17 protein-coding genes and 1 pseudogene are annotated in these 20,596 nt (G+C 60.7%); 8 read left to right on the plus strand and 10 right to left on the minus strand.

What is annotated here, in order from left to right; all coding sequences use genetic code 11:
* Positions 1-18: 18 nt before the first annotated feature.
* Positions 19-2,568 (minus strand): Tc toxin subunit A, encoded by a 2,550-nt coding sequence (locus J4E53_RS05270; protein ID WP_103308591.1) that lies wholly within the window; start codon positions 2,566-2,568, stop codon positions 19-21.
* A gap of 230 nt (positions 2,569-2,798) precedes the next feature.
* On the opposite strand from J4E53_RS05270, the gene J4E53_RS05275 reads away from it, so the two are divergent.
* Positions 2,799-3,044: a FitA-like ribbon-helix-helix domain-containing protein gene (locus J4E53_RS05275; protein ID WP_060739269.1), complete on the plus strand. Its 246-nt coding sequence runs from the start codon at positions 2,799-2,801 to the stop codon at positions 3,042-3,044.
* The gene (locus J4E53_RS05280) at positions 3,041-3,460 is read left to right on the plus strand and encodes a type II toxin-antitoxin system VapC family toxin (RefSeq protein WP_103308590.1); all 420 of its coding nucleotides are present in this window, start codon (positions 3,041-3,043) and stop codon (positions 3,458-3,460) included. The genes J4E53_RS05275 and J4E53_RS05280 overlap by 4 nt, the downstream gene beginning before the upstream one ends.
* 54 nt (positions 3,461-3,514) lie before the next feature.
* Here J4E53_RS05280 and J4E53_RS30995 read toward each other — a convergent pair whose 3' ends face one another.
* Together J4E53_RS30995 and J4E53_RS31000 are read right to left on the minus strand one after the other, a co-directional pair.
* Positions 3,515-4,378 (minus strand): methyl-accepting chemotaxis protein, encoded by an 864-nt coding sequence (locus J4E53_RS30995; protein WP_371857826.1) that lies wholly within the window; start codon positions 4,376-4,378, stop codon positions 3,515-3,517.
* Positions 4,379-4,420: 42 nt separating this feature from the next.
* Positions 4,421-5,434, minus strand: a pseudogene (locus tag J4E53_RS31000) (methyl-accepting chemotaxis protein); the annotation flags it as partial.
* 212 nt (positions 5,435-5,646) lie between these two features.
* On the opposite strand from J4E53_RS31000, the gene J4E53_RS05290 reads away from it, so the two are divergent.
* Together J4E53_RS05290 and J4E53_RS05295 are read left to right on the plus strand one after the other, a co-directional pair.
* A complete protein-coding gene (locus J4E53_RS05290) occupies positions 5,647-6,318 on the plus strand; it encodes a histidine phosphatase family protein (RefSeq protein ID WP_371919211.1) in 672 nt (223 codons plus the stop codon).
* A gap of 24 nt (positions 6,319-6,342) precedes the next feature.
* The gene (locus tag J4E53_RS05295) at positions 6,343-7,203 is read left to right on the plus strand and encodes a phosphatase PAP2 family protein (protein ID WP_103308588.1); all 861 of its coding nucleotides are present in this window, start codon (positions 6,343-6,345) and stop codon (positions 7,201-7,203) included.
* A 97-nt stretch (positions 7,204-7,300) separates the two neighbouring features.
* Here J4E53_RS05295 and katG read toward each other — a convergent pair whose 3' ends face one another.
* A complete protein-coding gene (gene katG, locus J4E53_RS05300) occupies positions 7,301-9,565 on the minus strand; it encodes a catalase/peroxidase HPI (protein ID WP_103308587.1) in 2,265 nt (754 codons plus the stop codon).
* Positions 9,566-9,924: 359 nt separating this feature from the next.
* Here katG and J4E53_RS05305 point away from each other — a divergent pair, with 359 nt between their 5' ends.
* Entirely contained in the window at positions 9,925-10,515 is a 591-nt protein-coding gene (locus J4E53_RS05305; protein ID WP_103308586.1) for a hypothetical protein, read from the plus strand.
* A gap of 21 nt (positions 10,516-10,536) precedes the next feature.
* On the opposite strand, the gene J4E53_RS05310 is transcribed toward J4E53_RS05305, so the two are convergent.
* Genes J4E53_RS05310 through J4E53_RS05335 form a run of 6 tightly spaced genes read right to left on the minus strand, consistent with a single transcriptional unit; the run spans position 10,537 to position 16,723 of the window.
* The gene (locus tag J4E53_RS05310; RefSeq protein WP_060739264.1) at positions 10,537-12,051 is read right to left on the minus strand and encodes an ABC transporter substrate-binding protein; all 1,515 of its coding nucleotides are present in this window, start codon (positions 12,049-12,051) and stop codon (positions 10,537-10,539) included.
* Between the two features lie 28 nt (positions 12,052-12,079).
* A complete protein-coding gene (locus J4E53_RS05315; RefSeq protein WP_103308585.1) occupies positions 12,080-13,051 on the minus strand; it encodes an ABC transporter ATP-binding protein in 972 nt (323 codons plus the stop codon).
* Complete coding sequence (locus tag J4E53_RS05320; RefSeq protein WP_103308584.1) at positions 13,048-14,034, minus strand: ABC transporter ATP-binding protein; 987 nt, start codon at positions 14,032-14,034, stop codon at positions 13,048-13,050. Before J4E53_RS05320 ends, J4E53_RS05315 begins: the two co-directional genes overlap by 4 nt.
* Complete coding sequence (locus J4E53_RS05325; protein WP_103308583.1) at positions 14,031-14,888, minus strand: ABC transporter permease; 858 nt, start codon at positions 14,886-14,888, stop codon at positions 14,031-14,033. The genes J4E53_RS05320 and J4E53_RS05325 overlap by 4 nt, the downstream gene beginning before the upstream one ends.
* On the minus strand, positions 14,885-15,832 hold the full coding sequence (locus J4E53_RS05330) for an ABC transporter permease (protein WP_060739260.1): 948 nt from the start codon (positions 15,830-15,832) through the stop codon (positions 14,885-14,887). The genes J4E53_RS05325 and J4E53_RS05330 overlap by 4 nt, the downstream gene beginning before the upstream one ends.
* Before the next feature lie 3 nt (positions 15,833-15,835).
* Entirely contained in the window at positions 15,836-16,723 is an 888-nt protein-coding gene (locus J4E53_RS05335; protein WP_092202037.1) for a proline iminopeptidase-family hydrolase, read from the minus strand.
* 165 nt (positions 16,724-16,888) lie between these two features.
* Here J4E53_RS05335 and J4E53_RS05340 point away from each other — a divergent pair, with 165 nt between their 5' ends.
* The 3 genes from J4E53_RS05340 (at position 16,889) to J4E53_RS05350 (ending at position 20,582) form a co-directional block, all read left to right on the plus strand.
* Positions 16,889-17,650, plus strand: coding sequence for a LuxR family transcriptional regulator (locus tag J4E53_RS05340; protein WP_060739258.1), 762 nt, complete (start codon positions 16,889-16,891; stop codon positions 17,648-17,650).
* 90 nt (positions 17,651-17,740) lie between these two features.
* Complete coding sequence (locus J4E53_RS05345) at positions 17,741-18,640, plus strand: proline iminopeptidase-family hydrolase (RefSeq protein WP_103308582.1); 900 nt, start codon at positions 17,741-17,743, stop codon at positions 18,638-18,640.
* A 235-nt stretch (positions 18,641-18,875) separates the two neighbouring features.
* Positions 18,876-20,582, plus strand: a complete 1,707-nt coding sequence (locus J4E53_RS05350) for a ShlB/FhaC/HecB family hemolysin secretion/activation protein (RefSeq protein WP_103308581.1) — start codon at positions 18,876-18,878, stop codon at positions 20,580-20,582.
* The last annotated feature ends 14 nt before the right edge of the window (positions 20,583-20,596 follow it).

The raw sequence follows: 20,596 nt of genomic DNA on the forward strand, positions 1-20,596 counted from the left end.
AATATTGAAGTGGGGTGGTCAATGGCTGGCCGCGATCAGCGCTTCGCCGACGGTTTTCCAATCCGAAGCAGGACTTTGGGGGTTCAGTGCGGTTGCCTTGAGCAGCAGCTCTGCCGACAGCCCTGTGCTGACGCAGCACGCCTGGCAGCGGATGACCCAGTCCAGCGCTTCCATTGACGTTGCGCGTCGCGGTTCCAATTGCGCCGTGAGGCGTTGCACTTCTTCGCTGTTCCAGTTCAGGAGGCTGGCCAGCAGGCTGTTGGCTTCTTTTTCCGTCTGTTGGCCGTCCTGGTTGGCGACATGCAGGTAGTGCAGCAGGTTTTCTTCCGACTGCGCCTGGTGACGGGCGCAATGGCTGAAACGCTCGAGCAGATACAGCGTTTGCGGGGTGAGGGCTCTGGAAGTGTTCGGGGCCAGCCATGTCGGGTTTGCCATCAAGACGTTCAGCGTGCTGCTGCTCAGGTGCAGGTGTTGGCAAGCCTCGGCGGTGCGCAGTACCTTTGCCAGCGCCTGCGGCATGATGCCCGGGGCAGCCTTGATGGCCGCGACAAGCGCCTCGGCATCGGTACCGGCCATTTGCATCACGTGGGGAACGAGCTCGCTGGAAAGGTCGGCCATGTCATGCAGGAGGGTTTCAACCAGGTGCTGAGGGACGTGCTCGGTGTCCTCTCGAAGTCTCGCCAGGCGTTGTTCCTGGTTCTGGTTCAGTGGCAAGCCCGCTTCTGGTTCAGCGAACAGACGACACCACTGCAGCACATCGAGCCCGTTTTGCCTGAGCCAGTCGACGGCCCAATCCAGGGCCATCAGTACGTCGAGAATGTCGGGCGTCGAAGATGCCGGGGGAGACAGTCGCCCGGTCACCAGCGCCTTGCCGTAATCGTCCCCGCCCAATAGTCGGGCCAGCTCGGTGCACGCCAGCGGCGATAGGCCCAGCATCCGGGCGATGCGGGCCTGGCGGTAGAGGGATGAAACCGTAGGTAGGTCGTGTTCCAGTCCCGGCAGGTATTGTTCGCTCTGTTGCGCAAGCAATAGCAACGCGTCCTGGGTCATGGGCAATCCGAGGCCGGCACTCAAGTAGCTGAAGGTTTGCTGGTCGGTGACGGCCAGTGGCTTCTTGGGGTATTGCCACACGGGGTTTTCAAGCAAGCGGGTGCGATTGAACACCTGATCGAACAACGGGACTCGTTCCCCGCAGGCTCCAATCGGCATGTCGTGCAACAAAGAAGCAAATTCTTCAGGCGCGATGCCATGACGTTGGTTCAGGTACCGGTAGACGCCAAGGGAGCGCAACGTGTTGGCGCTGAGCGTGTCGCTCCCCTCGGATCGCAGGGCGTTGATGATCAGTGTGTCCAGTTCGGCCACGGGGATACCGGTCCAGCGATGCAGGCGGATCATGCGCTGGAGACGGTCGAAACGTTCATCGGAATAGTGCAGGAAGACGCGCGACGCCCCTTGGGTTTTGATGCACAGGGCGTCCGTCCGCTCCGACCCGTTGATGTAGCTGGCGCCATAAACGCTCTGCATGGCGTCCGGGCTATTGATCGAGCTGCGAGGGCTGTAGCGGCCTTGCGCCAGGAATTGTTCCACCTGGTCCGTCGTCAGCCCGGTGCGTTCCTGGAAAAAATCGAGCTGATCCAGGCGTGTGATGTCCTGAGTGCCATAGCTTTTCTTCAGCGCGTCAGGCCTGGCGCTTGAAGCGCTTGGCGCGAGCAGCAGGTTCTGTTGTTCCGGGCTGAGTCCGGACAACAGCTTTTGGGCATCGACATGAGACGTCGTGACGCGACCGTACGCCGAAGGGCCTCGTGAAAATGGCAATTGCAGGCTGATCCGATAGTTCAGCTCGCCCAGCACGGGTTTGCCTGCGCCCAAGCCAAGCAGACATTGGTGGTGATGCAGGTCATAGGGCAGCGAGAAGGGATAGTGCTCGCTGGCCAGCACCTGCTGGACGGTCTTGCCCCTGTCGGTACTGGCCAGGTGCACCGCGATGTTGCTGCGCAGGGTGTCGTTGACGATGTCGAGCATCGGGCGCGTGGCGAAGGCGCTCTGTCGATCGAGCATCAGCTTGCCGAGGTCCGGGCGCCGTTCCTCCAAGGTGATCCTGGCCGCTTGTACAGGGGCCGGTAGCTGCTCCAATTGCCGGGCGAACAGATACAGGGCTCGCAGATACGCCACGGGTGAGTCGATGGCGGCGATGTCGCCTTCGTCGCAGAACTGATCCCAGTTTTCTTCGAAGAGTGCCTGATAGCCGGCGGACGCTGGCGTTGTATCCGAATCCAGGCTGTACCGGAAACTTGGCTGGGTGTCCTTCCTGGGTGACACGCGGTGCTCCTGGTACAGGCGGCTGATTTGTCCGGCATAGCTCACAGCGCTGTCATACACCCGCCCGGCATCCGCGTCGCTGTGCTTGGCGAGTTCGAGGGCGAACTGCGCTTTGTCCATGCGCACGATGTCGAACACCGACGTCACACCCATGTGCTGCAGGGCTGTTCTGAATTTGGTTTCTGAAATTTTCTTGCCGGCAGGGAAGGCGACGAGCCGGTGCAACAGCGAGTCGTTGCTAACGTCCATGTGGGGTCTATCTCCTGTTCGAACGGAATGTGCGTTTCGGGAGAAAACCGTACAGGAGCACGCAGAAAAAAACGGTAGGACGTCAGGGGAAGATGTGTACGAAAGGGCGATGCGTGGGGCGGTTTTTGATTCCCGGTGGTCCCTGGGGGCTGACGGGTGAGTGGCCGCTAGACAAGTTGAGCGCTTTAAACTAGCTTGCAATCAATGATTTCATTGATTGCAGGTGTTTTATGGCCAGCCTCACTATTCGAAACCTGGACGATCAGATAAAGGAACAACTGCGTATCGCGGCAGCCCATAACGGCCACTCCATGGAGGAAGAGGCCCGGCTGATTTTAGGGCGTGCCTTGGCAAGAGTGAGTCCTGAAGGTGGATTGGGGAGTCGCATTCGAAACAGATTCAGTGCCCTGGGCGGTGTGGAATTGGATCTGCCTGCGCGTGACGAAAAGGCCAATGCGGCGGATTTATCTGAATGATAGTGCTCGATACCAACGTGATTTCAGAGTTCATGCGTGCAGAGCCGAACGCCAGTGTCCTGGCCTGGGTTGATTTGCAGCCTGCAATGGAACTGGTCATTTGCGCTGTTACCGTGGCGGAAATTCTTCATGGTGTCGCCCGGCTGCCTTCCGGCAAGCGCAAGCAAAGGCTTGAAGCCCATGCAATGGCAATGTTCGAAGAGGATTTTGCTGGCCGGATCCTGCCTTTCGATGCCCATGCGGCGGTTGAGTACGTGACCCTCGTTGCGTCATGCGAGGCGAAGGGGAGGACGGCAGGCATGGCTGATGCACAGATTGCCGCTATTTGCCGTACTCACGGGGCGCTGATTGCAACCCGCAATACCAGGGACTTCGAGTTTCCAGGGGTTGACGTCATCAACCCCTGGAACGCTTGAAGGGGGCTTCATACATAACGCCCGTATTCCATCGGAACCGGGCGTTGTCCATGATCAAACCCTGAAGTGGCTGACCATCATCTGCAATTGATTGCCCAGCCGCGCCAGTTCCACGCTGGAAGCGGCGGTTTCTTCGCTGGCGGCGGCGGTCTGTTCTGACACGTCTCGCACGTTGATGATGCTGCGGCTGATCTCCTCGGCCACGGCGCTTTGCTGCTCGGCAGCGGCGGCGATCTGCTGGTTCATCGACTGGATGTTCGACACCGTGCGGGTGATGTTTCCCAGGGATTCCCCAGCCTTGCGCGTCAGGGCCACGCTGCTGTCGGTGAGGCTGCGGCTGTTGTTCATCACGGCGGCCACTTGCTGGGTACCGTTCTGCAGGCCGGCCACCAGGCCTTCGATTTCCTCGGTGGATTTCTGGGTGCGCTGGGCCAGGCCGCGGACTTCGTCGGCCACCACGGCGAAACCACGCCCGGCTTCACCGGCGCGGGCCGCTTCGATGGCGGCGTTGAGCGCCAACAGGTTGGTCTGCTCGGCCACGGCCTTGATCACGTCCATGACGCTGCCGATCTTGTCGCTTTCCTGTTGCAGCACGGTCATGGCGTCGGTGGAACGCACCACTTCGCTGGCCAGGCGTTCGATCTGGGCGATGGCTTCGCTGACCACCTTGTCGCCGGCGCGGGCTTCGCCATCCGCGGCGGCGGCGGCCTGGGAGGCTTCTTCGGCGTTGCGCGCGACTTCCTGGACCGTGGCGGTCATCTCGTGCATGGCAGTGGCGACCTGGTCGGTCTCGACTTTCTGGCTGTTGACCCCGGCGCTGGTCTGCTCGGTCACGGCGGACAATTCTTCGGCGGCGCTGGCGATCTGGGTCACGCCATCGCGGATGCCGCTGATCAGGTCGCGCAGGGTCACGCCCATGCGTGCGATGCCTTGTTGCAGCACGCCCAGTTCGTCACGGCGGGTGACGATGACATTCTGCGACAGGTCGCCACTGGCAATGCGTTCGACCACGGCCAGGGTATCGCGCAGCGGGCCGGTGATCTGGCGCGTGATGATCACGGCGGCAATGACGCCCATCAGCAACGCCAGCAAGGTGCTGACCAGTTGCAGGGTGCGGGCCTGGGCGCTTTCAGCGTCGCGGCGGTCGAGTTGGATCTGGTACAGCTGCTCGCTCAAGGTCACGATGGTCGTGCCCTGGTCGGTCATTTCCTTGCGGGCCTGGACCACATCGGCGGTGGCCAGCTTGAAGGCCTGCACGGCGCTGCGGTATTGGGTCAGGGCGTTTTCCAATTGCCGCAGTTCATCCTGGCGGCTGCTGGAGAAATGTTCATTCAAGGGCTTGAGCGAAGCGATGGCGGCGTCCAGCTGAGCGATGGCCTTGCGTTCGGTGTCGGCGTTGCTGTTGGCGGTATAGCCGCGCACTTCATAGCGGGCCAGCATGAAGGCCTGCTTGGCCTCGGTGATGGCCTGGAACTGGGCGAAACGTTCATCGCTGAGGGCCATGTGCCGCACGTCGGCGTCGATGGCTTCGATCAGCTTGTAGGCGACCTCGGCGTTCGCGCCCATGGCGTCGCGGGCGCTGTTGCCGGTGCGGTAGGCGCTGCGCATTTTGTTCAGGGAGACCTGATAGGCACTGATGACCGCGCTCTGCTCCTTGAGCAGCTTGACGTTTTCCGGGCTCTTGAAGCTGCTGAGCAGGGTGTTCTGTTGCGCCACGAAACCATCGAGAGTGGTCTGCACATTTTGTGCGGCGGTTTCGTCGCCATTGGTCAGCATGTATTGCAGGCGGGTGACGCGAAGTTTGGTCAGGCCGGCGTTGAGCTGAGTGATGTCGCTCATCCAGTTGCTGCGCTGGATCAGACCGCCCAGGCTGGTCCAACTGGTCAGGGCCAGCAGGCAGGTCAGGACCAGCACCAGGCCGAAGCCCAGGCCCAATTTCATGTTGACGCTAATGTTGCCAAACCAGCTATTCATCAAATTCCTCCAGGAACGTTGTGCTGCTTGATCATCGATTGGCTGGAAGATTGTTGTTGTTAAGAGCCAGCAAGAGCATGTAGCAGGGCTGTATCGGCGGGGGGGGCTGGATCTGAAGCTTTTTTTCACATCGGTTTCACTGCCTGCCTACGTTGGCCTCTCTACTGTCGCGCCATCGAATGACTGGGTGGATGCCGTCGGGGCGGCTTGATGTGGAACTGAGACTGAGCCTTTTCGGCCTGACGCGCTCGATCGATACGCGCTGGTTTGCCCGTTACCAAAACACGCTGGTCGTGCTGGCTTCGGCGCTGCTGGTGATCCCGTTGACCTTCTGGTTGCTGAGCCCGGCAGCGGTGCCGGACCTGGCCCATGGCAATATCGCCGGTGCCCGTGGCTTGGCCGATGGCTGGGCCAAGGGCGAGATGATCGTGCTGGTGCGCCACGTCGAGCGCTGCGACCACTCCAAGGCCGCGTGCCTGAATGACCGCGAGGGCATCACGGACCGCGCCCGTGCCGTTGCGGTGGGCCTCGGTGCCCGGTTCGAGCAACTGGGCCTGGACAACGTCGACCTCTACAACAGCCCGCTGGTGCGTGCGACCCAGACGGTGGGGTACATGTTCAACAAGGTGAGCACCGGTGACGATTGGCTGATCAATTGCCGGCATGACCTGCTGCGTAATGCCCTGGCCCACAAGGTGGCGGGGCGCAACCTGATTCTGGTGACCCATAGCGAATGCATGCAGGCCATGGAAACCGCGCTCCAGCGCCCGACCTCGGCGTTCGGCTATGGCGCTTCGTTGTTCGTTTCCACCGCCCAGCCCCAAGCGCCACGCTTGCTTGGGTTTATCGAGGCCTCTGACTGGCACTCGGTGGCGTTTCAGTAACTTTTTCCACGATTAGGACCGCTCATGCTGACGTCTGCTCGCGCCCGTTTCTACGGACTCAACCTCGGAATTCCCTTGGTCTGTGCCGCCGTGGTGTTCTTGCTGTTCGACCTGACCCGCATCGACATCGCCATCAGCGATCTTTTCTACGATCCGCTGCACCAGGTCTTTCCGTTAGAGCACGTGCGGCTCTTTGAGCAAATCACCCACAAGTGGGCGAGGGTCATCCCGAACTGGACCGGCGAGGCGGCCATAGTGGGAGCGCTGTTGGCGTTTTTCTGGCCGATCTTCAAACCGGAAAAACACCCTAGGCTGCTTCGCCTGCTGGATAAGACCCGACTGAGCAAGCCACTGCGTTTTGCCCACAAGCACCGTCGCGACTTTCTCTACGTGGTCTTCGCCTTTTCCCTCAGCACGGGGGTGATCCATTACCTCAAGGGCCATACCAGCGTGTACTGCCCGGTGGAAACCACCCAGTACGCCGGCAAGATCGAGCACAAGGAATGGTTCCAGAATTTCGACCTGCTGAACGTCGCCGGTGACGGTCGTTGCTGGCCCGGCGGCCATGCGTCCGGCGGCTTCACCATGCTGGCGCTGTATTTCGTCGCCCGCCGCTACCGCTGGCGTCATTCGAAAGCCTTGATGTATGGGGCGCTGGCCTTGGGGTTTGTCTACGGCACGACCCGGGTCCTGCAGGGTTGGCACTACATGTCCCACACGTTCTGGGCGGGGATTTTCGTCTGGTTGAGTTGTTGGCTGATGGCGCTGCTGTTTTATGGACGGGCGGCCTTGGAGCAGCCTGCGTTGGGCAACGCACTTCGTCAGCCTGAACGCCAGGCAAAAAAAAGCCCGCTGGGAGCGCGGGCTAAAACCTTAGTTTCTTGAATGAGCGAGGGGACTTTACCCAATCACACGCAGGCGTGGTGTGAAGAAAAGTTCATGAGGCCGCGTCCTTGCACGACCTCATGGGCTTGGACGCTTCTCACCGCAGATCGAACCGATCCAGGTTCATCACTTTGACCCACGCCGCGATGAAGTCCTTGACGAACTGCTCCTGGGCATCCGGGCTGGCATAGACTTCGGCCAGGGCCCGCAGCTGCGCGTTGGAGCCGAAGACCAGGTCAACGCGAGTGCCGGTCCATTTGACCTGGCCGGTCTTGCGGTCGCGGGCCTCGAAGGTTTCCTGGGTGTCGGAAAGGGCTTTCCATTCCACGCCCATGTCGAGCAGGTTGACGAAAAAGTCGTTGCTCAACGTCCCTGGCCGTTGGGTAAAGACACCGTGCGCAGTGTGGCCGACGTTGGTATCCAGTACTCGCAGGCCGCCAATCAGTGCCGTCATTTGCGGGGCAGTGAGGGTCAGCAGTTGTGCCTTGTCGATCAGCAGCGCCTCGGCGGACACGCGGTACCGGCCCTTGAGGTAGTTGCGGAAACCATCGGCAATGGGCTCGAGAAAACCGAACGACTCGACGTCCGTCTGTTCCTGGCTCGCGTCCATGCGTCCTGGCGTGAAAGGTACCGTCACGCTGAGCCCGGCATTTTTCGCGGCCTGTTCAATACCGGCGCTGCCGGCCAGCACGATCAGGTCCGCCAGGGAGATTTTCTTGCCGTCGGCTTGGGCCGTATTGAACTCGCTCCGAACCCTTTCCAGGGTCGCCAGCACTTGTGCCAGTTGTTCTGGCTGGTTGGCTGGCCAATCCTTCTGCGGGGCCAGGCGCAGGCGGCCACCGTTGGCACCGCCGCGTTTGTCGGAGCCACGGAAGGTGGAAGCCGCGGCCCACGCCGTGGACACCAGCTGTGAAGCCGTGAGGCCCGCGGCCAGCAGCTTGCCTTTGAGGGCGGCGATGTCGCTGTCGTTGACCAGCGGATGGTCGACCGCCGGGATAGGGTCTTGCCACAGCAGTTCTTCGTTGGGCAGTTCCGGGCCGAGGTAGCGTGAGAGCGGGCCCATGTCGCGGTGGATCAGCTTGAACCAGGCGCGGGCAAAGGCGTCGGACAACTGCTCCGGGTTTTCCAGGAAACGCCGGGAGATTTTTTCGTAGATCGGGTCGAAGCGCAGGGCCAGGTCGGTGGTCAGCATCGTTGGATTCCGCCGTTTGGCCGGGTCATGGGCATCGGGGATAATGCCCGCGCCTGCGCCGTTTTTCGGTGTCCATTGATGCGCGCCTGCCGGGCTCTTGGTCAGTTCCCATTCGAAGCCGAACAGGTTCTCCAGGTAATTGTTGCTCCAGCGGGTGGGCGTGGTGGTCCAGGTGACTTCCAGGCCACTGGTGATGGTATCGGGCCCCTTGCCGGTGCCGAAGGTGCTCTTCCAGCCCAGGCCTTGCAGCTCCAGGCCAGCGGCTTCGGGCTCGGCACCGACATTGTCCGCAGGCCCGGCGCCGTGGGTCTTGCCGAAGGCGTGGCCGCCGGCAATCAGTGCCACGGTTTCTTCGTCGTCCATCGCCATGCGGGCGAAGGTTTCGCGAATATCCAGCCCGGCGGCGACCGGGTCCGGCTGGCCCTCGGGGCCTTCCGGGTTGACGTAGATCAGCCCCATCTGCACGGCGGCCAGCGGGTTCTCCAGGTTGCGTCCTTCGTCAGTTCGGCTTTCTTCGTTGCCAGGTTCGGCCACCAATTGGCCCTCGCCGGGATCCTGCATGGCGGCTTTGTCGGGCTTGCCATAGCGGACATCGCCCCCCAGCCATTTGTTTTCGGAACCCCAGTAGACGTCTTCATCCGGCTCCCAGACATCGGCGCGACCACCGGAAAAGCCGAAGGTCTTGAAGCCCATGGACTCCAGCGCGACGTTGCCGGTAAGGACGATCAGGTCGGCCCAGGAGATGTTGCGACCATACTTCTGCTTGATCGGCCACAGCAGCCGACGCGCCTTGTCGAGGCTGACGTTGTCGGGCCAGCTGTTGAGCGGTGCAAACCGCTGCTGGCCGGAACCCGCCCCACCGCGCCCATCACCGGTGCGGTAGGTGCCTGCACTGTGCCAGGCCATGCGGACAAAGAGCGGCCCATAGTGGCCGAAGTCCGCCGGCCACCAGTCTTGCGAGTCGGTCATCAGCGCATTCAGGTCTTGTTTCAAGGCCTGGAAGTCCAGGCGCTTGAACGCTTCGGCATAGTTGAAATCCTCGCCCATTGGGTCGGACAGCGAGGAGTGCTGGTGCAGGATCTTCAGATTCAGTTGGTTCGGCCACCAGTCGCGGTTCGTCGTGCCACCGCCAGCGGCGTGATTGAACGGGCATTTCGATTCGTTTGCCATGAGAAGCTACCTTTGGTCGTATTCATCCAGCTATCCAGCCCGGCGGGCTTCGAATAGCGACAGGCGAAATAAATGACACAGGGCGCAGGGCTCACAGTTCGCTCAACTGATCATGTTTGGCTACGCGGCAACATCTAATTGCCAGTACGGTGGCCCACGGCAAGCCCAGTACGTTTCTGAACGCTTCCTATCTCTTGTCAGGTTTCACGGGCCGGATTACACCAGCCTGAATTCAGGCTAGTCCTCCTTTGCCAGATAGCTAATAGGCGCAGTATTAACGGTCGATAGGGATAATCTTTTATCGGCGCCCGGCGGTGAGGCAGATGATATGAACGGCGCCTGCCGTGACGGACCCCATCATGAACAAATGCCCGCGCAGCACGGCCTTCCACGAAGCCGGTCATGCCCTGGCTTTTTGGTGGAATGGCCTACCGATAAAGCGCATCACCGTGCGTACCAAGGTCGAAGCCTGGGCGGGGCCGCTGTTCGACCTGCACGGCAACCCGCAATACGCAGAAGGGTTGGTCGAAGCCGACTACCTTGTTTCGCGCCCGGCCTTCGACGCGCCGGGGATCGCTGAATACCTGCCCTCGATGATCGATGCCATCGAGCGTGACCTGCTCCATTGCTTCGCCGGGCCTGTGGCCGAAGCGGTCTACCGGCACCGCAGGTCCGACCGGCTGTTCAGGGGCAGCGGCCGGGGTGACCTGGACCGGGGGCACGAGCTGATCAGCCTGCTGCCACCGCGCAAGCTGCTCGACGCCCAAGCCCAGGCCATCGCTCGTTGCAGTTGCCTGGTGCACCGTTACTGGCCGGCTGTCAGCGCCGTGGCGGGCTTTCTGCAAGAGCATGGCACGGTTGAAGGGAACGCCGTCACAGCGCTGCTGTGTGAGATGACCGGGGAGCGGCCGATGTTGCTCGGCCATCAAGTGGCAAGCCTCGATTCGTGATCAAGGCGTTGCCACTACTCGCTAGCGCTTCACTGTTTCCTCAAGAGAGAAGCGTCCCAGTGGGTTTTGTTGGAAGTGCTCGATGTTCTTGCGCGAAATATTGATGTACGGGCTGTAGTAGAGATCGATCCAGTTGACGTCCTGCTTGGCGATTGCCTGAAGGTCGGTATACATCTGCTTGCGCTTGGTCGGGTCCACTTCTACCCGCGCGGCCGCGACCAGATCCTTGACCTTGTCGTTCTTGTAGCGGGTCATGTAATTCATGTTGGTGTCATGTCCCAGCACGAAGGTGGTCTTCTGGTCCGGGTCGAGGATGTCGTTGGTCCAGTACATCACGGACAGATCGTAGTCGCCGTCGATCAGCATTTGCCAACTCTGGGTTGGGTCGACTTTCTGCAAGGTGGCTGTCACGCCGACTGCTGCGAGCTGTTGCTGGACCAGCACGGCGATCTGCTCGTCGGCTTCATTGCCCGCATTGACCACATAGTTGAGCTTCAGGCCTGAAGCGCCTGCATCGGCCAGCATTTTTTTGGCTTTTTCCGGGTCGTACGGGCGCTGCAGATTATCGGCATTGTGATAAAGCGCTCCTTTAGGAATGTAGGAATAAGCCACCTGGCCATGGCCGAAGGTCACGGTATCGACCAGGGATTTCTTGTTGATCGCAAGGTCCAGGGCCTGACGTACTTCAGGCTTGCCCAGCAGGCCGTGCTCATGGTTGATCAGCAGATGATCCTCACGGGTGGAGGGATCCATGTGTACGACCAGGTTGGGATCTTTCTTCAGGGTTTCGACGCGCGAGAAGGGCACGAAGATCGCTGAATCCAGTTCACCGGCCTGTACCTTCAACATCCGCGTATTGTCATCCGGGATGGAGATCCATTCCACGCCATCCAGGCTCACCTTGTCGGCCTGCCAGAAGTGGGGGTTCTTTTCCAGCACTACGCGATCACCGCGTAGCCACTCCTTGACGATAAAGGCGCCAGAGGCGACGGGGTCCTGGGCATAGGCTTCCTCACCCATTTTCTCCATGGCCTTTTGCGACAGGATGGAGACGTTGGGTAACGCCAGCTGCGCGAGGAAGGGCACTGAAGGGCTCGTGAGTGTCACCACCAGTGTCTGCGGGTCGGTTGCCTGGGCCTTGTCGATAATCTTGTAGGAGTCGCTCCACAGCGACCCTTTGTTGTCGCGGATGCGCAACAGACTGAACGCTGCATCGCTGGCGGTAATCGCTGAGCCGTCGGAGAACTTGGCCGAACGTAGTTTGAAGGTATAGGTCATGCCATCGTCGGAAACCTGCCAGCTCTCGGCCAGCCCCGGTACCAGCTGGGTGCCGGTATTGTCGACGCGCACCAATACGTCGTAGACATTGGAGAACACCCAGTTATCACGGTTCTGCGCGCTTTTGATCGGGTCGAACGTCGTACTTTCTTCACGGCAACCGATGGTCAGCACGCCTGCTGCCTGGGCGACACCGGCCGCCAGTGTGCAAACGGTCAACGTCGCGGCGGTCAGCAACTTCAAGTGTTTCGATCGCATGGTCAAACTCCCTATTGATGAATGTTTTTTAGAGCAATGGCTCTCCGAGCACACAGCTATAACGATGTCCATTGATGTCATGGCTGGGGGGCGGCGTTTTCGCGCAGATGGGTTGTGCATACCGGCAGCGCGGGTGAAAAACGCAGCCGGATGGAAGGTTCAGGGGGCTGGGTGGCTCGCCAGGCAGGGGGGCGCTCAGCAACGCTCGAGTCGGGTCGATGTGTGGAATGGACTGGATCAACGCGACGGTATAAGGATGCCGCGGGCTGCTGAACACGGCCTCCGTGGGCCCTTGCTCGACGATCTCGCCGAGGTACATCACGGCGACCCGATCACAGAGCCGCCGAACGATCGCCAGGTCGTGAGCGATGAACAGAATCGCCAGGTTCATGCGCTGTCGCAGCTCCAGCAGCAGGTTGATGATCTGTCCCTGGATGGAAACGTCCAGCGCGGCCACGCATTCATCGGCGATGATCAACCGTGGCTCGATGGCCAGCGCCCGAGCGATCCCCACACGTTGGCATTGACCGCCACTCAACGAACCCGGTTTGCGGTGGGCCAGCTCCGGTCGCAGGCCGACCAGGTTCAGCAGTTCATCGACCCGCTGGCGAATCAGCGATGCAGGGATCGCACAGCGCACTCGCAGCACTTCAGCCAGGGTGTCGCCAATGCTCATCCGTGGATTGAGGGCGGTATAAGGATCCTGGAAAATCATCGCGGTTTCGTGGCGCAGTCGCTCGATGTCGATCCGCTTGCCTTGAGCCATATCCACGCCATCGAACAGGATTTGTCCGGCGCTGACCTCAGTGAGGCGCAAGATGGCCCGACCCAGGGTGCTCTTGCCGCTGCCCGACTCCCCCACCAACCCAAGCACCTCTCCGGCGGCCAGACTCAGCGACACGCCGTTGACGGCTTTCACCCATTGCCTGTTGATTCCGAACGGACCACTGCCAGGGGCGGCGAAGCGCACCTGCAGATCTTTCACGTGCAACAGGGTCATGACGAAGCTCCCACAGGCAGCGGGTAATGGCAGGCGACTCGGTGTGCCTCTGTCGTGACTTGCATCTGTGGCAACAGCCGCGTGCACTGGCTGCCCTGTTGAAGGCAGCGAGGATTGAAGCGGCAACCGGTGGGCAGCGCATCCAGCAGAGGCGGCTGGCCGGCGATGGTTTTGAGCATGGCATGGCCGGCGCTGGTAGCCGGTTGGCAGTCGATCAGGGCCGCCGTATAGGGATGTCGTGGGTGAGCCAGCAGATCAAGCTTGTTGCCGTGTTCGCAGAGCCGACCGGCGTACATCACCGCGATGGAATCACAGGTCTGGGCGACGATCCCCAGGTCGTGGGTGATCATGATGATTGACAGCCCACGTTGGTCGCGCAAATCCAGGAGCAGGCGCAGGATCTGTGCCTGTACCGTGACATCCAGGGCAGTGGTCGGCTCATCGGCGATCAGCACCTGGGGGTTGCAACCCAATGCCACGGCGATCATGGCGCGTTGACGCATGCCACCGGAAAACTCATGGGGAAAACTGTCGACCCGCGTTAGCGGATCGGGAATGCCCACCTGGCGTAACACATCAATGGCCTTCGCCCGTGCTTCACGCTTGGACGCCCCCTGATGCAGGCGTATGCCCTCGCCGATCTGTTCGCCAATACGCATCAACGGGTCAAGATGACTGCCGGGATTCTGAAAAATCATCCCTAGCTGCCGACCCCGTATGCTTCGCATGTCGGCTTCATCCAGTGTCAGCAGGTCCTTGCCGGCAAGGCGCACGGCCTTGCCTTGGACCCGCAGGTTTGCAGAGGGCAGCAAGCGCATCAAGGCCCGGCAGGCCATCGTCTTGCCTGAGCCGCTTTCACCCACCAGACCGAGGATTTCGCCTTCGGCCAAGTCAAATGACACGCGATCCACCAGCGTGACCTCGTCCTCACCGTGGCCGGCGATCACGCTGAGGTCCTCGACGTGCAACACCGGTGTGCTCATGGGCGTTCTCCGAGGTGCTCGGCGACACCGTCGGCCAGCAGACTGAAGCCCATGGCCAAGGTGACGATCGCCAGTCCCGGGAAGGTGCAGATCCACCAGGCGTTAGTGATGAAACTCTGGCCCTCGGCGACCATCGTGCCCCACTCGGCGGTGGGTGGCTGAACCCCCAGGCCGAGATAGCTGACCGCCGCCCCATTGAGCAGCACCAGCACCGCGTCGGACATGGAAAACACGATCGAGCCGAACATGGCATTGGGCAACAGGTGCCGAAACAGTATGCGTCCATGGCCGAAGCCCAGGCTTTTGGCCGCCAAGGCGAAATCGCTTTGCTTGAGCACCAGGATCTGAGAACGGATCAGTCGTGCATAGGACACCCAGCCCACCAGGGCCATCGCAATATAAAAGCTGCTCAGGCCGGGGCCGAGGATGGCCATGATTGCCAACATCAGCACCAGGAAGGGGAAGGCCAGGATAATATCGATCAGGCGCATGCAGATCGTGTCGAACCGGCCACCGATATAGCCGGCCAAGGCGCCGACGCAAGTGCCGATCAAGAACGGGAAAACCACGCCGATCACGGAAATCTGCAAGTCGATGCGCGCACCCCAGATCACTCGGGAAAGAACGTCGCGACCGAAATTGTCCGTGCCGAACGGATGGGCCAGGCTCGGCCCCAGCAGGCGAATATCGGTGTTCTGGGCAATCGGATCGAAGGGTGCGACCCAGGGTGCCAAGAGTGCGAGCAACAGCCAGCCAAACAGAATCGCCAGGCCTAGCACGGTGGCCAGGCGACCGTTGCGCAAGCCGAAACGCAGCGCAAGACGCCAGGCGGGATTGAGGGTCTGGCCGCTCATCGCATGTTCACCCGCGGATCAATCATCACGGTCAGCACATCGGCGAGGAAATTGACCGTGACGGTGGCGAGGGCCAGCACCATGGCCACGCCTTGGACCACCATGTAGTCGCGGGTAAAGATGCCGCGTACCAGCAATTGACCGATGCCGGGAATGGCAAACAGACTTTCGATGACCACCGTGCCGCTGATCAACCAGCCGATGTTTACCGCCAGCAGGTTGACCGCCGGTACGAGGGAGTTGGGCAGCACATGCCGGCGAAATATCGCCCGCTCGGACAAGCCCCGGGCCCGTGCGGCGGTGGCATGATCGGCTTGTAGCTCCATGAGCATGCTGGCGCGCAGGTTGCGCACCAGAACGGCGGAGAGTGCCAAGGCAATGGTCAGGCACGGCAAAACCATGTGATGCAGTTTGTCCCACCCTGTACGTCCATAGCCTGAGACCGGGAACAGTCCCAACTGCACACTGAGCAGCAGGATCAACATGATGCCGAGCCAGAATGCCGGCATGCCGAGCCCTGCCGTGGTGAACAGGCGAATCAGATGATCCTGCCAACCGCTCTTGTTGCGTGCCGCTACCGTGGCCAGTGGCACGGCAATCAGCAGCGCCAGCAGTACGCTGCCGAGCACCAGGAACAGGGTTGGCTCAATGCGGGTACTGATCAGCTGCAAGGCATCGACTTTGTAGAGCAGCGATTGGCCGAGATCGCCTTTGAGCAGGTTCTTGAGAAAGTAGAAGTACTGCATCCACAAGGGCTGGTCGAGCCCGTACTGGGCACGAATCCTGATCAGCGCCTCCGGCGTGCTGCGCGAGCCCAGCAGCGCCCTGGCGGGGTCCCCGGGGATCGAGCGCACGAGCACAAAGGTGATCATGCTGATGCCAAACAGCACCGGCAATAGCTGTAGCGGGCGCGACAGTATGAAACGGTAGCGCGCCAGGTTCATGGGCTAGTTCCGATGGCGGTGCAGAAAGTCCAGCAGGACTGGGAAGTAGGCGTGGGGCTCTTCGTAGAACGGCATGTGGCTGCTGTTGGGGAACACATTCAGTTGTACATCCTTGAGCGCCATTTTCATGCGCATCGCACAGGCTGGCGTCAGTTCATCATGTTGACCGGTGGTGATCAGCACAGGCATTTCGAAGCCGGCCATCTGCTCGATGCGATTCCAGTCCTTGAGATTGCCGGTATAGAGAAATTCGTTGGGGCCCTGCATGGTCATGTAAGGCCCCATGTTCCAGTCGCCCAGGGAACGTGTCACCGGTGCAGGCCACTCGTCCAGACGGCAGACATGGCGATAGTTGAGCAGGGTGATGGCCGCCTGGTATTGCGGATGATCCAGGGTGCCCAAGGCTTCATGGCGCTGCATCATCGCGACGGTCTCACTGCCCAGGGCAGCCCGCAGACGCTCCAGTTCCAGGGACAGATGAGGAATATCGCCGGCGGTATTTTCCAGGATCAGGGTTTTCAGCGATTGAGGGTGATGAATGGCGTACTCGATCGCCAGCCAGCCACCCCAGGAGTGCCCCAGCAGGTGCACTTTGCCCAGGTCGAGGGCTTGGCGGACGGTCTCTACCTCCGCCACATAGCGGGTGATGTCCCACAGGGATTCGTCAGTAGGCCTGGCCGAGGCGCCGGTCCCCAACTGATCGAAAGCGATGACCCGCAAGCCCTTTTCCTTGAGCCAGCCATGGCTGTCACGCAGATAGTCGCAAGGCAATCCCGGCCCGCCATTGAGGCACAACAGCACGTCGTCGCCGTCGCCAAAGCCATAGGCCACCAGACGATGACCATCGACTTCCACGTCGTACCGCTGGTCTGGCTCGATCTCACGCCACATCATTGCTCTCCTGCTCAGGTGCGCCCGTTGGCTAAACCTTACCGAGGAAGCTACGCGCCCATAAGCTAGCAATTCTTATAGGTTTGATCTCTGGCATTCCCTCGCTCAGGCGTGGCATTCTACTTGCACGATTTCAGGATTGAAATTAATAAGGGAGCTGAATGGATGCAGGCCAAGCTGTCTGACTTCAATACCCGTCTTTTGTCTGGCAGGAGCCTGGACGAACAGATGGATAACACCCTGGGGATGGTCCAGGCGCTAGGCTTTGATGCCTTGGTGTACGACTACAGTCCGGTGCCGCTGGATCATGATGGGGCACTGATCACCCCGGCTGTGCTGAAGTTGCGCAATACCCCCCGTGATTGGCACTCGCTCTGGTGCGAAGAAGGTTATTACCAGATCGACCCCGTCCAGCATCTGGCAATCAATGCCATATCTCCTTTTGTCTGGTCCTATCGACCGGAGGCCGACACAGTGCTGCAGCCGTTCATCGGCCAGAGTCATGCACCGGTCGTGAGCTACCTGCAGGATTCGCGCATGACCTGTGGCGTGACGGTGCCGATGCATTTGCCCAAAGGTGGCTTTGCGACATTGACCGGGCTGCGCACCGATACGAAGGGGAGCACCCTGCAGGATGTGCGGCAAACGCTGGGCGACTTCAGCCTGATTTCCCATGCCCTGCAAGAGGCGGCTTTTCCGCTGCTCGGCAAGGAAGCCCGCGCATGCCCGGTTCGCCTGACCAAACGCGAGCGTGAGTGCTTGAGATTAGCCGCTGAAGGGTTGACGGCGGCGGACATCGCCAGGCAACTGAATCGTTCCTTGGCCACCATCACCCTCCACCTGACTTCTGCAATGCACAAGCTTGGCGCCAGGAATCGGGTCCAGGCCGTGGTCAGGGCGGTGCACTATCGGTTGCTCGATAGCTGAAATCGGGTAAAAACCTATCTGTTTCTCTAGTTATTCCGCCGTCCAGTCCCCGGTATCGTGTTCCGCAGTATTTCTAGGGAGCGGCACGAAATGGATCTTCCCGTAACGCACGAAGGCTTTGCGCCTTTTGGTCCGTATCAGACCTGGTATCGCATCACTGGCGACTTCAGCAGTGGCCGTACGCCGCTGCTGATCTTGCATGGCGGCCCGGGCTGTACACACGATTATGTCGATGCCTTCAAGGATGTTGCCAACAGTGGCTATCCGGTGATTCATTACGACCAACTGGGCAATGGGCGTTCCACCCATCTTCCGGAAAAAGACCCCTCGTTCTGGAACGTGGCGCTCTTTCTCGATGAGTTGGAGAACCTGCTGGATCATCTGGGCATTCGCGACAATTACGCACTGTTGGGGCAATCCTGGGGCGGCATGTTGGCCAGCGAACATGCGGTGCTCCAGCCCGCGGGCTTGCGCGCGTTGATTGTCGCCAACTCCCCGGCGGACATGTCCACGTGGCTCCTTGAAGTCAATCGCTTGCGCCAGCTGCTACCCATTGAGGTGCAGCAAACACTGCTCAAGCACGAGCGGGCTGGAACCTTGACGTCTACCGAGTATTTTGAGGCCGCTCGGGTTTTCTACGACCGTCATGTCTGCCGTGTCACGCCCTGGCCCGATGAAGTCGCCCGTACCTTTGCCCAGATCGATGCCGATCCTACCGTTTACCACGCCATGAATGGCCCCACCGAATTCCATGTGATCGGCAGCATGAAGGACTGGTCCATCACCGATCGCTTGCCTCGGATCAGCGTGCCGACCCTGCTGATTTCAGGCCGATACGATGAAGCGACGCCGTTGGTGGTCAAACCCTATGTGGATCATGTTCCCGACATTCGCTGGGCGTTGTTCGAACACTCCAGCCATATGCCCCATATCGAGGAGCGGATGGCTTGCATGGGAACCGTGGTGAGTTTCCTGGATGAGTGTCTGTAGGCGTCTGCGCAATCCGAGCAGTCGTTTTGTGTAGTGTTTTTCGACGCGTCCTGTGAGACGCGTCTCTTTTTTGAATGGAAAATTCCCGCTCTCTTGAACCGAAAGCGATATGCAGGGTCTGGTGTGCGCGTGGTTTTGCGCATCAGCAACGTGGGTGTTTCATGGGGGTAAGCCGGCATTCGGCTCTTCGTCCGCTCACGAGCTTGCTGTCATTTTCTGCATCGAGGGATCGAACATGTTCTCACCCGCCCTGTGGGCGAGGTCGTGCCTGGCTTTGCTGTGCCTGTCTCCGCTAACACTTGCTTATGCTGCGCCAACCCCCGGTGACACGGACCTGATTCGTGAGCGCCAGGACCGTCTGCTCGAAGAGCAGCGTCGGCGTCTGGAAGAGCTCAAGGACCTGCCCGGCAAGGACGCGAAGCCGGCCCAGCCCACTGCACCTGCCGATACCCGTTGCTTCCCGATCAAGACCATCGAGCTCAAGGGCGCCGATGCGTTGTCCGAGGGCGAGCGCCAACGCCTGCTCAAACCTTTCCTCAACCAGTGCCTGGGCGTGCCGCAGCTTAACCAGTTGCTCAAGGTCATTACCGACCACTACCTGGAGAAGGGCCTGGTCACCAGTCGCGCCTATTTGCCGCAACAGGACCTGTCCAGCGGTCACCTGCAAGTGCTGGTCGTCGAGGGCCGCCTGGAAGGCCTGAAAGGTGCCGAGAACAGCCAGCTGTCGGACCGTGAGTTGGCGATGGCGTTTCCCGGCAAAACCGGCGATTTGCTCAACCTGCGGGAGATGGAGCAGATGGTCGATCAACTGAACCGTTTGCCGTCCAACCGTGCGCAAATGGAGCTGACCCCCGGGCAAAACATCGGTGGCAGCGAAGTGCGGGTCAACAACACCCCGCAGAAACCCTGGCGCGCCGGCCTGTCACGGCATAACGATGGGCAGAAAAGCACCGGCGAGCAGCAATGGGGCGCTTCCCTGGATTGGGACAGCCCCTTGGGCCTGGCTGACCAACTGGCCTTGCGCGGCGGCCACGATGCCGTCAGCGACCATCAGAAAACCTCACGCAATGGCATGCTCTATTACAACCTGCCGTTTGGCTGGTGGAACCTGAGCTACACCTACAGCGAGAGCGAGTACCGCGCGCTGGGCCAGGCCAACGGCTTCAATTTCAAGCAGAGTGGCGACAGCCAGAACCATCAGGTGCGCCTGGAGCGAGTGGTCCATCGCGATGCCGTGAGCAAGACTTCACTCAACACCGGCCTTTCGTACCTGCGCACCAACAACTTCATCGAAGACAGCAAGCTTGCCGAAAGCAGCAACCGCATCAGCGAGGCGCAGTTCGGCATCAACCATGGCCGGCGGATCGGCAATGCCTTCGTCAACCTCGACCTGGGCCTGCAACAAGGTATCGGCGCTCTCGATGCCCAGGGCGATCATGAGCCGGGGCCTGGGTTGCCGGATGCGCGTTATCGCAAGTACACCGCCACCCTCAGCTATTTGCAGCCCTTCATGCTGGGGGGCGAGTCCTTCAGCTTCAGCAGCCTGATGACCGGCCAGCGCAGCGAGGACGTGCTGTTCAGCCCTCAGCGCATGAGCCTGGGCGGCCTGTCGTCGGTTCGCGGCTACAAGGACCAGACGCTGTCCGGCGACAGCGGCGGCTACTGGCGCAACGACCTGCGCTGGAGCCGCCCGGTAGCGGTGGAGTGGCTGCGCCCGGTGTTCGCCGAGTACGGCACCAGCCTCGGTTATGACCAGGGCGTGATTCGCGGTAATCGCTACAACGGTAGCGAGCACGGGCGCATGTCGAGCAACTCGCTGGAGCTGTTCGCCCGCGGTGAGCACCTGAACGCCAGCGTCACCTTCGCCCATTCCCTGGAACGTCCGGATGCCCTGACCGAGCGCGAAGCGCCGATCTACTTCCGCTTGGATGTATCTATTTAACGCTGCTGTAACGA

Origin of the sequence: Pseudomonas sp. FW305-28 (assembly GCF_017351395.1) — a bacterium.
GTDB lineage: Bacteria > Pseudomonadota > Gammaproteobacteria > Pseudomonadales > Pseudomonadaceae > Aquipseudomonas > Aquipseudomonas fluorescens_AA.